13 protein-coding genes and 2 pseudogenes are annotated in these 13,729 nt (G+C 35.3%); 5 read left to right on the top strand and 10 right to left on the bottom strand.

The annotated features are described in order from the left end of the window. A pseudogene (locus tag ACEN31_RS09395) lies at nt 1-116 on the top strand (IS30 family transposase); the annotation flags it as partial. Nucleotides 117-120: 4 nt separating this feature from the next. Here the strand turns inward: ACEN31_RS09395 and ACEN31_RS09390 are convergent. Together ACEN31_RS09390 and ACEN31_RS09385 are read right to left on the bottom strand one after the other, a co-directional pair. Further along, on the bottom strand, nt 121-672 hold the full coding sequence (locus tag ACEN31_RS09390; RefSeq protein ID WP_407109272.1) for a DUF6895 family protein: 552 nt from the start codon (nt 670-672) through the stop codon (nt 121-123). Nucleotides 673-674: 2 nt separating this feature from the next. Next, nucleotides 675-848, bottom strand: coding sequence for a hypothetical protein (locus tag ACEN31_RS09385; protein WP_171031374.1), 174 nt, complete (start codon nt 846-848; stop codon nt 675-677). Between the two features lie 670 nt (nt 849-1,518). On the opposite strand from ACEN31_RS09385, the gene ACEN31_RS09380 reads away from it, so the two are divergent. Next, on the top strand, nt 1,519-2,421 hold the full coding sequence (locus tag ACEN31_RS09380; protein WP_407109271.1) for a hypothetical protein: 903 nt from the start codon (nt 1,519-1,521) through the stop codon (nt 2,419-2,421). A 198-nt stretch (nt 2,422-2,619) separates the two neighbouring features. Here the strand turns inward: ACEN31_RS09380 and ACEN31_RS09375 are convergent, their stop codons facing one another. The 7 genes from ACEN31_RS09375 to queG all read right to left on the bottom strand — a co-directional run bounded on the left by ACEN31_RS09375 (nt 2,620) and on the right by queG (nt 10,205). After that, on the bottom strand, nt 2,620-3,180 hold the full coding sequence (locus ACEN31_RS09375) for a hypothetical protein (protein WP_407109270.1): 561 nt from the start codon (nt 3,178-3,180) through the stop codon (nt 2,620-2,622). Between the two features lie 15 nt (nt 3,181-3,195). After that, the gene (locus tag ACEN31_RS09370) at nt 3,196-3,411 is read right to left on the bottom strand and encodes a hypothetical protein (RefSeq protein WP_407109269.1); all 216 of its coding nucleotides are present in this window, start codon (nt 3,409-3,411) and stop codon (nt 3,196-3,198) included. Between the two features lie 637 nt (nt 3,412-4,048). Continuing rightward, nucleotides 4,049-6,019, bottom strand: coding sequence for a fructose-specific PTS transporter subunit EIIC (locus ACEN31_RS09365; RefSeq protein WP_407109268.1), 1,971 nt, complete (start codon nt 6,017-6,019; stop codon nt 4,049-4,051). Nucleotide 6,020: 1 nt separating this feature from the next. Next, on the bottom strand, nt 6,021-6,944 hold the full coding sequence (gene pfkB / locus ACEN31_RS09360; protein WP_407109267.1) for a 1-phosphofructokinase: 924 nt from the start codon (nt 6,942-6,944) through the stop codon (nt 6,021-6,023). Between the two features lie 3 nt (nt 6,945-6,947). Next, nucleotides 6,948-7,694, bottom strand: coding sequence for a DeoR/GlpR family DNA-binding transcription regulator (locus tag ACEN31_RS09355; RefSeq protein ID WP_407109266.1), 747 nt, complete (start codon nt 7,692-7,694; stop codon nt 6,948-6,950). Nucleotides 7,695-8,115: 421 nt separating this feature from the next. After that, nucleotides 8,116-8,586: a M20/M25/M40 family metallo-hydrolase gene (locus ACEN31_RS09350; RefSeq protein WP_407109265.1), complete on the bottom strand. Its 471-nt coding sequence runs from the start codon at nt 8,584-8,586 to the stop codon at nt 8,116-8,118. Nucleotides 8,587-9,044: 458 nt separating this feature from the next. Then, the gene (queG, locus tag ACEN31_RS09345; RefSeq protein ID WP_407109264.1) at nt 9,045-10,205 is read right to left on the bottom strand and encodes a tRNA epoxyqueuosine(34) reductase QueG; all 1,161 of its coding nucleotides are present in this window, start codon (nt 10,203-10,205) and stop codon (nt 9,045-9,047) included. Nucleotides 10,206-10,776: 571 nt separating this feature from the next. Between queG and ACEN31_RS09340 the strand changes: the two genes are divergently transcribed. The 3 genes from ACEN31_RS09340 to ACEN31_RS09330 are packed head-to-tail and all read left to right on the top strand — an operon-like array spanning nt 10,777 to nt 13,531. Further along, complete coding sequence (locus ACEN31_RS09340; RefSeq protein WP_407109263.1) at nt 10,777-11,565, top strand: TrmB family transcriptional regulator; 789 nt, start codon at nt 10,777-10,779, stop codon at nt 11,563-11,565. A gap of 32 nt (nt 11,566-11,597) precedes the next feature. After that, on the top strand, nt 11,598-12,506 hold the full coding sequence (locus ACEN31_RS09335; protein WP_407109262.1) for a sulfite exporter TauE/SafE family protein: 909 nt from the start codon (nt 11,598-11,600) through the stop codon (nt 12,504-12,506). A 35-nt stretch (nt 12,507-12,541) separates the two neighbouring features. Beyond that, nucleotides 12,542-13,531 carry an ornithine cyclodeaminase family protein gene (locus tag ACEN31_RS09330; protein WP_407109273.1) on the top strand — a complete coding sequence of 330 codons (990 nt, stop codon included), beginning with the start codon at nt 12,542-12,544 and terminating at the stop codon, nt 13,529-13,531. Nucleotides 13,532-13,613: 82 nt separating this feature from the next. On the opposite strand, the pseudogene ACEN31_RS09325 reads toward ACEN31_RS09330, so the two are convergent. Next, nucleotides 13,614-13,729: pseudogene (locus ACEN31_RS09325) on the bottom strand (IS30 family transposase); the annotation flags it as partial.

Raw genomic sequence — 13,729 nt, 5'->3', positions numbered from 1 at the left:
TGTCATCGATTGCACACAAACGGAACACGATTCCACGGAAATCCTTACACTACCGAACACCGTTGGAAGTATTTTTGAGTTACTTAGATGAAGCAGTTTTGTCTAGCTTAATTTGACAAATCAAATTGTTTGAAATGTCATCTCCATAATTAAGCGATCTACTTTACCAGACAAATTTAAAATATAGACACAAACAGCCACTTCTAAAAGAACATCAATGTCTCCTTTTCTTATTGATATTAATAAACAGTCCGTCAATATTTTTACTAACTCTGAATAATCTTCTTCAAAACAAAAATTTGTACAATTGAAGTAAGTACAGTAAAAAATGGTATGCGTAATTGAATATATATAATTTCTGTTTGCTAACAATACTAAAAGATTCTTATCTTTAATCAGTTTATACAGAAAGCTATTAAAATATGATTGTTGCATATTTTCGCTATTATTTTCTTTATTGTACAACGAGTCAATCGCCAATACTTCTGAAATACGATAATTAGGAAAATTATTATAAGTTAAATATTCAATTTTTTCTTCAATAGATTGATTATTCAAATAAAATTCGTACATATATTTCAATGCTTTTGAATAATGTATCTTATCCTTACTATACAATAAAATTTGATAATATTCAGCTTCAGACTTACTATCTTTATTAAAATCTAACATAATTAGTTTATTGACCAATCCATATTTAAGAGGTCTTTTTGAGGTTTTTTTAGTTCAAATTCTAACATATAATCAGTCGTTAGTAATTTTACAGAAGCAAAAACTCCATTTGGCTCAATATCAAATTTTGCACCATTGAATTTGTTTTTTAATTTATTCATATAATTTTTTTCCATTGTTTAATTCTCCTCGTATATATATATTTTACTGTGATTTTTTAACACAGCACTTTAAATTCTATCTAATCTGTGTATGTCGCAGATATTACGTTATCTTGTTTATTATTCTTCTTACACTATAGATTTCACAAAATATGCTTTATACTAATTACTATGATTTTCTATACTAAGAATATAATTTTTTAATTAACTTAATGAATATTTTTGTTGTAAATTAAAGTACAAATAACCTATATTTAATTAGACACTAATTAAGTTAGATACATTTAATATCAAGTCATTTTTTCAATTAAGATAGAATTACCTTTTTCATACTTTTTGGAAACGTATTTTCAGAGTCAATATCAATAATTTCTATAATATCAGAAATTATAATCTGTCTATCATTAGAGTTATAACTTAAATTGCATGCAACAAAAATCAGAATCACTAAAAAAAATCGATTAAGATATCTTATTATTATTCACCTCCATCAAGTAACAAGTTGGAAAGCATTCACTTTCTATATTAATATTATCTCTCAAAAATGATTATAAGCAAGCCTCGTTAACTATATTAAACTGTCATTAGTGCACATCACATTATTCTAATCATAATCTTCAAAAAAATTAGACTTTCCTTGTTAAATATATTAAACTATGCATTAATAACTTAAAGGAGGCTATCTATGGATTCAATTGGCCACAGACTTAAAGTAATTAGGCTAAGTAAAAAAATGACACAGCAAGATCTGGTAACCGAAAATATTACTAAAGGATTCATTTCCTTAGTTGAGAATGGAAAGTCTAACTTATCAGTGGACAAATTTAGAGAAATATCTTATCAATTAAATCTTTCCTCTAAAGAAATAGGTTATTTAATCATTAACAATCAAATGCTAGATCAAAAACAATTACTTTCAAAACTATCTACGGCAATACTACATGATGATCTTTATTTACTTAACTTACTTTATAAACAAGAGACGGACTATTTTAGCAAATCAGGTAATATCAGACACAAGCACAACATTGATTTCATTATATTACACATCTATAAAATAAAAAAAATTCAAAACACTGAACCTTTAGACAGAATTTTGAATTATCTGGATAGTGTTGAGGAATGGATGACTTATGAACTAAACCTAATAATTAATTTATTACCCTTTCTTACAGAACAAGTTTATCCTCATTGGTTAACCAAAGTCGAGCATCACATTAGTAATAATATGGAAAGTAATAAACTACGACAGACTTTTTCTAAGATTTACATGAATCAAATATGGATGATATTACGCGAAGGTCAGTCTGATAATTTACCTACTGTAAAAATTTATATTCACGAAACTGAGAAATTAATACAAGATACACAACTATACTACGATAAGAATAAATTATCTTTTTTGAAAGGTCTTTACACAATTTCTCGAGGTCAATATCAATCTGGCCTTAGGGTATCTGAAAAAGCAATCGAATTAATGTATCATTTTAATGACGAGCACACAGCAAGAGCTCATTCTAAATCTCTGGATGAATTTGTTAATATCATCAAAGAAAAACATCACATTAATACTTTCGATTTAATGTGACGCAAACTAATAGTCTTAATCATACAAAAATACACTTAAGTTTGAATAGTTCAAATTTAAGTGTATTCTTATATTTATTCCGCCAACTGCTTAACTACTTTTTTCAACAAATTTATCCATCGTTCAGGCACTACAGACTTATCAAGCAACACTGCATATTATGTTCTATCATTATTGTAGAAAGATTAAATATCCGAATTAATTATTTTTATCTGTCTCTTTATCTTCAGTTAGTTTATACATCACGTCAAACTCATCAACAACTTCTGAAAAATCTTCGCTAAACTCTAAAGAATTAATTCTCTGATCTCCTATTCTTAATGTCCAACTGCCATTATTCTCTGAATACCGATAAGTTGGATTCGTAATGATGAAAACATGTAAAGCGTATTCTTCATATTTTTCATTTGACTCCTCGTCCACATATTCAATAGTAGGTCTGTCCTCAGATGTATCATTATTTTTAGTCGGATCTGATAACTTAGTTAGTTGATTATTATTAGTTAAATAAGCTCTAAGATCATCTGTAACCAACTTTCGATTTGTTGTTTCAGTTGTATATGAGTCTAGGTCATTTAATAACAATACAACTTCTTCTTCTGAAAATATATACCCTTTAATCGCAGAATCCTCATCGGTCATATATATGCCATCAATATCAAACTCTTCATGTGAAAGTACCGGGTTTATTGGCAATAATATCGACAGAATGGTAACCATAAGCATTGTGCTCATAATCTTTTTCATTTTTTTACTCATACCATCATTCCTCTCCTAAATTTCTGGTTTATCTCTAGAAGGAATCGGATAAGGTTCTCCTTCTGGATACAAATATCCCTCATAATAAGCGTGGATTCCATCTATTTCACCAGAAAACTGTAAGTAGCCTCTATACAGAACACCTACTTCTACCCTCTCATAGTACCTAAATGAAGGAATACCAAAAGCTGTATCCCAAAGCCCTGTCCACCAAATTCTTGATGGTGGCATGGCGAATGGAAGCGGTTAATTTATAATTTTATTATATAATAAAATCAACTATAAACAACCCTAGTTAATTATTTTAAACTTTAAATATTATAATGAATGTGTATACTATCAGTTTTTCATCGATAATTTAGATATTCGATATTAAGTATATTAAACTTTAAATAAGGTGATTTTTGAGAATTTATTTCGATTCTATTAGGTGATATAAAATTCCTCCCGAAAAGTCGTTGACATTTTCAATGTATCTACTTTTGAGGAAGTATATCAATATGCATAAACTAGGCTTTATTAGGCTACACAACTACAATTTCAAAAAAATCATCATTAAATTCACATCTAACAACAAGGAAATACTATTCTCGATACCAAATTTGGAATTATTACAGCTCAACTGTTTCCAATTTAATTGCCATAGTAACCGTTTCGATCGTTGACTGCGTTTAATTTTTCAAAAAGCTATTTCACTTTCTATAAAACAATCGAGTTGATGTATTATTTTATGATGCACTTACACATCCCTGATACAAATTTTAAATATCCTATAATCACTTGTTAAACTGTATTTATAAAAACTAAAAACCCCTCATCTCTAGACATAAACTCTAAAGCGAGGGGTATTCATATCTTTTTGATTTTATTACTCAACTAACTCTTCAGTTGGTTTCTTCACCAACACATTCAATAAAATAGCTCCAACAATTCCACCTACAACCCAAGCCACGAGATACATCCATGGATTCGTTACACCACCGGCAAGAACCGCAAAGATCCCGCCGTGAGGAACATAACTCACACTTCCGAATAACATACTTAATGCTCCAGCAACCCCACTACCTACTGCTAATGAAGGAATCACACGAAGTGGATTCGATGCTGCGAAAGGAATGGCCCCTTCAGTTATGAAAGCCGCACCCATCACATAGTTCACTAAAGCACTGTTACGTTGTTCTGGCGCCCAAAGATTTTTGTTAAATGTTGCTGAAATAGCAATCGCTAACGGTGGAACCATCCCACCGATCATAACGGCTGCCATCACATCTGAACCTGCACCATTTGATGCTGTAACCAAAGCTGTACCAGTAACATAAGCTGCTTTATTAAGCGGTCCGCCCATATCAATTGACATCATAGCCGCAGCAACAAAACCTAGAACTACAGATAATTCAGAAGGAATACTTGTTAATAAGTCTTGTAAACCTAACATGACTGCTCCCATGGGTGCATTCACGATAAAGAACATGATGAGACCCATGGCTAGAACACCTAGCACAGGATATAAGAAGATCGGCTTCATACCTTCCAGTGATTTTGGTAACCAACTTAAGCCTTTACGTAAGCACCAAACAATTCCACCCGCTAAGAAACCAGCGACTAAAGCACCTAAGAATCCTGATGCAACTGCATCTTCAAAGATTCCACCGGCATTAAAGGCTGTTAGAATACTTGGGTTAGCAAAAACTCCACCCATGAAACCAATCACTAAACCAGGTCGATCAGCAATAGATTGCCCAATATAACCTGCTAGTACTGGTAACATCATAGCGAAAGATAAATCTCCGAAAGTTTTTAAAGTATGAGCAATCGCATTATAACTTGCATCATCTGGATTCGCTGAGTTGATTCCCCAGAAGAATGATAAAGCGGCTAAAATCCCACCTGCGACGACGAACGGTAACATATGAGATACACCGTTCATTAAGTGTTTATAGAACTGACGTCCTAAAGATTCATTCTCCTCAGAATCGTCGGCTGACTGATCATATTGACTCGCGTGATAAATACGCGCATCAGCATTTGCGGCACGCTTCACTAATTCATCGGCTTTATTAATTCCGTCGGCTACTTTTGTTATAATAACTGGTTTACCATTAAAGCGCGCCATATCTACTTGCTTGTCAGCTGCTACAATAATCGCTGTTGCGCGTTCAATATCCGCTTTCGTTAATTTATTACCAACACCTGTTTGCCCATTTGTCTCAACTTTAATCGCATAACCGGCTTTATCCGCTGCTTGATTCAGTTTCTCTTCCGCCATATAAGTATGCGCAATCCCTGTTGGACATGCCGTTACAGCTAATAAGTATACATCATCCGCGTCTTGTGCTTGAGTATCTACTGCAGCAACTGTTTCTTTTGCTTGGTTTTCTTCTTCTTTTTCTGCTTCATATTCCGCAATGATATTTACAACATCTTCTTGAGTTTGAGCATCAAGTAAAGCTTGTTTTGCTTCTGGATTCATTAAGATACTTGATAATTTTGCTAAAGCTTGTAGATGTTCTCCGCCGCCTTCAGGTGCAGCAATCATAAAGATTAATTTTGCTGGTTGACCATCGAATGACTCCCATTCAATTCCTTCTTGTGAGCGAGTAAAAACAATCGCTGCTTCTTTAATTGAAGCATCTTGAGCATGTGGAATCGCAATTTCGTCTCCTACACCTGTTGTAGATTGGGCTTCACGCGCTTCTAGTTTCTCAACATAACTGCCAACATCACTCACGCCACCTGCTTTGGCGAATTGTTCTGCCAAATGACGTAAAGTACTTGCTTTATCTGATGTTGATAAAGTTAAATCCATCGCATCTTTTACAAATAATTGTGCTAGTTTCATTTTATCCACCTATCCTTTTTATTTCTATTTCTTTAATTAATTGATCTATCAATTCTTTTGTAGCGATTCCAACCGAAAATGCCGTCGCACTTCCTGATGCCGCTCCTTGCTTTAAACTGTCCTCGTACTGACCACTTTCAATATATTTTGCTATAAATCCTGCGACCATTGAATCTCCGGCGCCTACGGAATTGATGACTTCGCCTTTAGGCACTGAAGATTGATACACTTCTCCCGTCTCTGTGAGTAACACTGCGCCGTCGCCACCTAATGACACGATAACATTACGCGCGCCTTTTTCTTGGAGCATTTTACCGTAATGAATCACTTCTTCAATTGAATCTACCTTGACATTGAAGATTTCACTGAGCTCTTGCGCATTCGGTTTAATTAAAAATGGCTTATGTACTAAACAAGCGGTTAAAAGATCTTTATTCGAATCCAATACAAAATCAACCTGTTTACTTGCGCATAACTCAGCCACTTTAACGTAATGGTCGCTAGTCATACCTGGCGCAGCATTACCGGCTAGTAAAACCGTATCTCCTTTGACTAATACTTCATTAAAATAATTAAATAACTTCTGAATATCCTGCTCTTGAATAACTGGTCCATTAGCATTAATTTCAGTTTCTTGATCTGCTTTTATTTTGACATTAATGCGCGTAATGGCATCAATGTCAACAAATTCAGGTTGTATGCCTTCTTCTTTTAATGATTTTTGAATAAACTCACCTGAGAAGCCTCCTAAAAAGCCTGTCGCAATATTGTGATGTCCTAGTCGCTTTAAGATAACGGACATATTAATACCCTTACCTCCAGCCACATATTCATCTCGCTTCACGCGATTCAATTCACCTAGGTGAATCACATCTGTATTCATAACTAAATCCACTGCGGGATTAAATGTAATTGTATATAGCATTCCTTAAACTTCCTTCACTTTTGTATATTTTTCGTATTTTAATCTCACGGCTTCTGGCAATGTATTTGTAATAATCGATGCATCTTCCACTTCAACTATTCGACAAAATGATATTTTATCAAACTTACTACTATCAGAAAGTACATAAACTTGATTCGCTTGATGAATAGCTGTCTGCTTAACACTCGCCTCCTCACGATCAGGCGTTGTAAAACCGTACTGAATATCAATTCCGTTTGTCCCCATAAAAGCTTTTGAGAATTGATACTGTTTCAATTGATTTTTCGCGTCGGTTCCAATCATTGCGCGTGTTTTAGGCTTGATAAACCCACCAACTAAAATCGTCTGTATATCCATCTCTGTTAATATATTCGCAATTTCTAAACCATTCGTCACAACTGTAATATTTTCTGCTTTGATAAAAGGCAACATTGAAAGCGTCGATGTTCCGGCGTCTATATATATAAAATCATTCATTTCTATTAACGTCGCTGCGTACTTTCCTATATGTTCTTTTTCAGTCATAAATTGCTGTGACTTTTCTTTTACACTTGGCTCCGTATCTACTGAGAAAATGCGTTTAGCGCCCCCATGAACTCTCACTAACTCGCCTAACTCTTCTAACTGAGATAGATCTCGTCTCGCTGTAGATTCAGAAGCCTCCGTTGCTTCAACGATTTCTTGTAGCTTCACAATTGAATTATCCGCAAGTAACTTGCGAATCGCTTGATATCTCTCCTCTGTAAGCATTTTCATCACTTCCTTACTAATAAGATACACCAAAATCAATCACAAATCAATCACTTTCTTTCAAATAACGTTATATTCATTCAATATCAGTCATGAAGGTGGTGGTGTTGTGTGGATTCGCCAGTTCAGAAGCGCGAGCTGGTGAAGTTTGACTGAATTCGCCAGCTCAAGGTTGCGAGCTAGCGAAGTTGGAATGGATTCGCCAGCTCAGGGGTGCGAGCTAGCGTAGTTGGATGGGATTCGCCAGCTCAGGGGTGCGAGCTAGTGAAGTTCGTCTGGATTCACCAGCTCAAGGGCACGAGCTAGCGAAGTTCGACTGGATTCGCCAACTCAGTAAAACGAGCTAGTATTTCCACACAATCCCAACCTATTTTTAAAAAAATAATGGCCAACCTAATTCGGTTAGCCGTTTATATATATTTTAATTTAAATAATCCAATGCTACTTTTACAAATGCCGCTGTCGCCATATAGAATAGTGATTCATCCATATCAAACTTCACGGGGTGGTGTACGTGGAACTGGCCTTTAATATTAGATGGATTTGATAAGAAGAGGAAAGTCCCGGGTGCTTCATATAGATAGTACACGTAGTCTTCACCGCCCATTAATGGCTCTTCAACTTCAACTAAATGACCTGAGAAAATTTCTTCTAGCGAGTTCACAACTTCAGTTGTCACTTGCTCGTCATTAGTCACAGGTGGATATTTATAATCATAAGTCACGACACCTTCTACATCCAGTGCTGCACCAATTCCGTGCGCAGTTTGTACAATCTTCCTATCTAAAGGCACCTTTATCTTACTGAACAACTCCGTGTTAAAGCGTAAAGCAATCGCCTTTACAATTCCTTCCCCCGGATTGTTCACAAAATCTGCTTTCAATTGTATCATAATACTTAAAACGATGGTGAAACAACCTATAACAACCGCAATAAGTTGCCAAAGAAAGTGTTTCAACTCAAAATTTTGAATCTTCGGTCCCCAAAAAACTACTGAAACTCTTAATACAAACGACACAATTATTTGAAAATATTGCAACAAGGGAAAGCACTTTCCCAGCAAAATGACTGGGGAAATAACTAGTATAATATTAAAAATCATAGTCAATTCACCAAATGATAGTGGGACGAACTCATTCAACACTAAAGGAATTAATGTGAGCGCAGATGTACTTAAATTGGCATGAGCAACTAAATTAATGCCTAAACCCATTATTATAAAACTTAATAGTAAATATAACATAGATATAAAAATTGACTGCTTTTCAAAGTGTAACCCCTTCCATTTCATTTCATTTCATTATAATAATAAAGATACATCTCACTAATTGAAAGATGTATCTTCATGGCTTACATATTTGTTCTGAGTATATCTAACGCTTTATTAAATTCTGAAATTGTTTCTGCTTCATCTTCTTTTTCACGCATCTCTTCTAAGAACAATATTAATTCTTGATTCGGTGATTCTTCAGTTATCTTAGCAATTGCCCACGCTGCTGTCCCGCGAATCATTGGACGAGGATCTGTCTCGACTACTTGCAGTAACTTAGGAATGGCAGACTTTTCACGGTAATTCGCTAAAGCGATAATCGCATTTCTCTGAAGTGGTTTCTTACCACGCCATGATCCGGCCATTTTGCCAAAGCTCTCTTTAAATTCACGGTTTGATATATCCAATAAGGGTTCAAGTACTGGATTTGTTAGTTCTGGGTCAGGTTCCATTTCCTCATGATGGTGCGTATTTATTCCGCGATTATATGGACAAACAACTTGGCAAATATCACATCCGTAAATAACGCGACCCATCTTCTTCCGGAATTCTTCTGGCATATATCCTTTAGTCTGTGTCTGATATGAGAGACAGACTTGGGCATTAATACGACCGTCCCCAAGTAAAGCACCTGTAGGACATGCATCAATACATTTCATGCAATCGCCACAACCAAAAGGTACTTCTTCATCCGCTTCAAAATCAATATTCGTAATGATTTCACCTAAGTACACAAATGAACCGAACTCTTCAGTAATCAACAAGCCATTGCGCCCTATAAAGCCAAGCCCTGCCCGTTGAGCGACCGCAACGTCAACGAGTTCTCCAGTATCCACCATCGGTTTAAAATCAGCTGAACCAATATTCTCCTCATCTGCGGCTTCTTTAATGTAGGCAATAAGATTATTCATTCGGTCATTGAGAATATGATGGTAATCCGTTCCCCACGACGCACGCGCAAACTCACCTCTAGGTTTACCTTTCTCTGACCGTGGCTTCTTCATGCGAGAGGGATATGCTAAAGCAATCGCAATAATTGACTTTGGTTGATCGAAAATCTTGTCCGGATAAACCCGCTCCTCAATATTTTGATGTTCAAAACCTGAATGATAGCCTTTTTCTCTTTGTTTCTTTAATCGATCTTCTAGGTGATAGAAAGGTTCTGCATGAGTAAAGCCAATCTTATCAATACCTAATTCCGATGCTTTTAACTTTATCTTCTCCTTCAAGATCTGACTCATGTCCAATCCATCCTTACCTCTTTGAATTTTACTTTAATTGTATTATATCACGACTCAACAAGTTTATAGTAAAAAAAGTCAGTCAAATATAATTATATAATACACCCTTAACACTAGACTTTTTTGACTGTTTTTACTAAGTAGCTTGTAACCAACATTGAATAAACGACAGGCCGTTTAGTTTTGTTTCGTATTAATACGTTCGTGATTGAATCAATAAATAATTATTTGTATTTCTAGCACCTCGATAATTACACTATCGTGAAGATTCATGATCGGCGATAATTATAGATTGCTTTCGAAATGAGCTAAGTTAAATTCGGTTTCCTCACTCACTTAATAGTGAGCGATAATAACATAAAACCTCGGATTTTTTAATCATATACTCACTAATTAAAATCTCAAATAGAAAGTTTGTAAAATGTTTCACAAAAAGTATTGACAGAATGTTTGTGAAAATGTACACTAGTGGTGACCTAAGGTAGCTACTGTTTATTTAAAGGAATAACCAAATTTGGATGTCAGAACCCTATAATAGAGAGGATGGTAAACAATAGATTTAATTAACACTTTGAAGGAATTTAAATTTACGGAGTCAGAAGCTAAGGTTTATATTTCATTATTACAGAATGGGCCGAGCACTGGTTACGAACTGAGCAAAGTTTCTGGGGTCGCCCGATCTAAAATTTATAATATTTTGGAGGCCTTAACGTTACAAGGGATTTTAGAGATTAATACGAATAATAATAGCAATCTGTATCAAGCAATTCCACCAAGTCATTTAGCGGCGATCCTCGAAACGAATTTCAAAAATAATCTATTGAAACTAGAAGAAGAGGCATCTCGTTTAACACTAAAGGAAAAAAATCAAACAATTTGGCATTTAGAAGAGTGGCAGAGTATCTTCACCAAAATTAAAATGAAAATAGCTGAGACTGAGAAGAGTTTGTTAGTTCAAATCTGGGTTGATGAATTGGATGAGGAGTTGATTCAACTAATTAACGAAAAACAGGAGACGATAAAGAATGTTTCTGTTGTGCTCTATGATACTAAGAAAGAATATAGCACATCGCTCAAACACTATTATGCGCATGGTTTTGAACAGAATAAGTTGACCGAAATAGGTCACCGGTGGATAACGATTGTCTTTGATCAAACAGAAGTTTTGTATTGTACCGTACCATTTGAAGGCGTCACCAAAGCTATTCATACTGAAAATCCAATTCTCGTATTTTTCGCGAGTGAATATATTCTGCACGATGCCTACTGCTTACGTTTAATCGATCAATTCCCAGAACAGATTAAAGCTCATTTCGGTGAAGATATGCATGGACTACGGGATATTTTCTCGGGAAATTAAAAAAATTATAAAATTAAATGGAGGAATTTTTTATGTTATTAAACACTATCCTTGTACTAATCGTACTGGTAAATGGCACTTTTATATTACAACTTGTAAAAGATTTAATAGCTCACAAACAAGAGTTACGCACAGAACCTGGCAATCCCATCGCACTCGCTTTTTCACAATTTATCATTTTTTTCTTATCAACTTTTGGTATTTCAGATTTTGCAATTGGCGCCTCTCTATATCCAAAAGCTAAATGGGTAGAGGACGAAAAATTACCTGGTACCTTAAACACTGCTTGTGTGGTCCCCGTTGCTGCTATGGCCTTAGCGTATATTTCATCCATTGAAGTTGGTTTAGCAACCTTGCTTATTCCCATTATAGCGCAAGTAATTGGTGCCTATATCAGCCCGCGCTTTGTAGTAAAATTACCTAAAAACACAATTAAGAAATTCGTTATTGCAGGTCTATTAGTGGCAGCTGGATTGATTTTAGCTGGAAAATTAGGTGTTTATCCTGCCGGTGGTACGGAAACATCATTAAGTGGTATAAAATTAATTGCTTTAGGTCTGTTATCGATGTTATATGGGGCTTTGAATAATATTGGAATAGGTTCATATGCGTTAACAATGGCAACGATTTATGCCTTTGGGTTACACCCTGGTGTGGCTTTTCCGATTATGATGGGGGCATGTACCTTCTCTGTACCAGTGGGAAGTTTACAATTTATTAAATTAGATTCATATTCACGTAAAATCACGTTGTTCTCTGCAACATTTGGCGTAATCGGTGTTTTGGTCGCAGCTTTTCTAGTTAAAGGCTTAGATACTAATTTATTACAGTGGATTGTATTGGTAGTTATCTTCTATAGTGTGTATTCTATGGTTATGGATTTACGCCAAGATTCACAAAAGAAAGTAGCCTTTGATCAAAATATGGAGAAACATGCTTAAGTTAGACAAATAGAAAGGACAAGATAAAAATGGAAATTTTAGTATTAAAATCAGAAGAGATGAAAGCTGTATTGACTATGCCAGAGGCTATTCAAGCGGATAAAGATGCGCTTGCCCTATACTCACAGGATAAAGTCACGATTCCATTAAGAGTAAATTTAAATGTACCTGAATATGAGGGGCAAAGCCTTTATATGCCAGGATATGCGGCAGATGCGAATGCTTTAGGTGTCAAAATTGTCAGTGTCTATCCACGCAACATTGAAAAAGGCTTAACGAGTGTGCCAGCTACCATGGTATTAGTAGATGCTGAGACAGGTCAAGTGTGTTCTATTATGGATGGTACTTACTTAACTCAATTACGTACAGGTGCTGTTGCAGGTGCAGGTACTGACATGCTAGCAAAGGAAGACGCAAGTGTCTTCACATTAATTGGAACAGGCGGGCAAGCCGAAACACAATTAGAAGCTGTACTGGCAGTTAGACCCATTAAGCAAGTTTATGTCTCTGATTTAAATAAAGAACGTGCAGAAAGCTTTGCTAAAAAGATGACAGAATTATACGGTGAAAAGTATCAAACCCGTATTGAAACTACTCATAATCTAGAGTCAGCGATTAGAGAATCTGACATTATAACGTCTGTGACAACGTCACCAGTCAAAACCTTTGATGGAGAGTGGGTGAAACCAGGCGCTCATATTAATGGGGTTGGCTCTTATACGCCGCAAATGGCCGAAGTAGATGCGCTTGTTTTACAAAGAGCAAGTAAAGTTTACTGTGATACGATGGATGCTTTAGTTGAAAGTGGTGATTTCACTCAAGCAGTCGAAAAAAGTGTATTTGATTTAGCATCAGTGACAGGAGAATTAGGTGACTTATTAATTGGTAAGACTGCTGGTAGAGAGTCAGATGAAGAAATTACATACTTCAATACAACAGGAAATGCAGTATTAGATATTGTGACGGCTCAAAGAATTTATGAAGCAGCCATCTCAAAAAGAACAGGTTCAACACTAGAATTTTAAAGAACCTCAAATAACTCAACATAAACATAACCTCCCGTCTTTCTCACAAGAGAGACAGGAGGTTTTTAGATTTTTTGATTTGTCAAATTAAGCTAGACAAAACTGCTTCATCTAAGTAACTCAAAAATACTTCCAACGGTGTTCGGTAGTGTAAGGATTTCCGTGGAATCGTGTTCCGTTTGTGTGCAATCGATGACA

This window comes from Ruoffia sp. FAM 26255, from assembly GCF_045528525.1.
Lineage (GTDB): Bacteria > Bacillota > Bacilli > Lactobacillales > Aerococcaceae > Ruoffia > Ruoffia tabacinasalis.
Note: the sequence above shows the minus strand (reverse complement) of the source record. Positions and strands in the feature narration are given on the sequence as shown.

Coding starts and splice junctions, on each gene's coding strand:
- ACEN31_RS09390 (WP_407109272.1), bottom strand. CDS start 672: ATGTTAGATTTTAATAAAGATAGTAAGTCTGAAGCTGAATATTATCAA.
- ACEN31_RS09385 (WP_171031374.1), bottom strand. CDS start 848: ATGGAAAAAAATTATATGAATAAATTAAAAAACAAATTCAATGGTGCA.
- ACEN31_RS09380 (WP_407109271.1), top strand. CDS start 1,519: ATGGATTCAATTGGCCACAGACTTAAAGTAATTAGGCTAAGTAAAAAA.
- ACEN31_RS09375 (WP_407109270.1), bottom strand. CDS start 3,180: ATGAGTAAAAAAATGAAAAAGATTATGAGCACAATGCTTATGGTTACC.
- ACEN31_RS09370 (WP_407109269.1), bottom strand. CDS start 3,411: ATGCCACCATCAAGAATTTGGTGGACAGGGCTTTGGGATACAGCTTTT.
- ACEN31_RS09365 (WP_407109268.1), bottom strand. CDS start 6,019: ATGAAACTAGCACAATTATTTGTAAAAGATGCGATGGATTTAACTTTA.
- pfkB (WP_407109267.1), bottom strand. CDS start 6,944: ATGCTATATACAATTACATTTAATCCCGCAGTGGATTTAGTTATGAAT.
- ACEN31_RS09355 (WP_407109266.1), bottom strand. CDS start 7,694: ATGCTTACAGAGGAGAGATATCAAGCGATTCGCAAGTTACTTGCGGAT.
- ACEN31_RS09350 (WP_407109265.1), bottom strand. CDS start 8,586: ATGATACAATTGAAAGCAGATTTTGTGAACAATCCGGGGGAAGGAATT.
- queG (WP_407109264.1), bottom strand. CDS start 10,205: ATGAGTCAGATCTTGAAGGAGAAGATAAAGTTAAAAGCATCGGAATTA.
- ACEN31_RS09335 (WP_407109262.1), top strand. CDS start 11,598: ATGTTATTAAACACTATCCTTGTACTAATCGTACTGGTAAATGGCACT.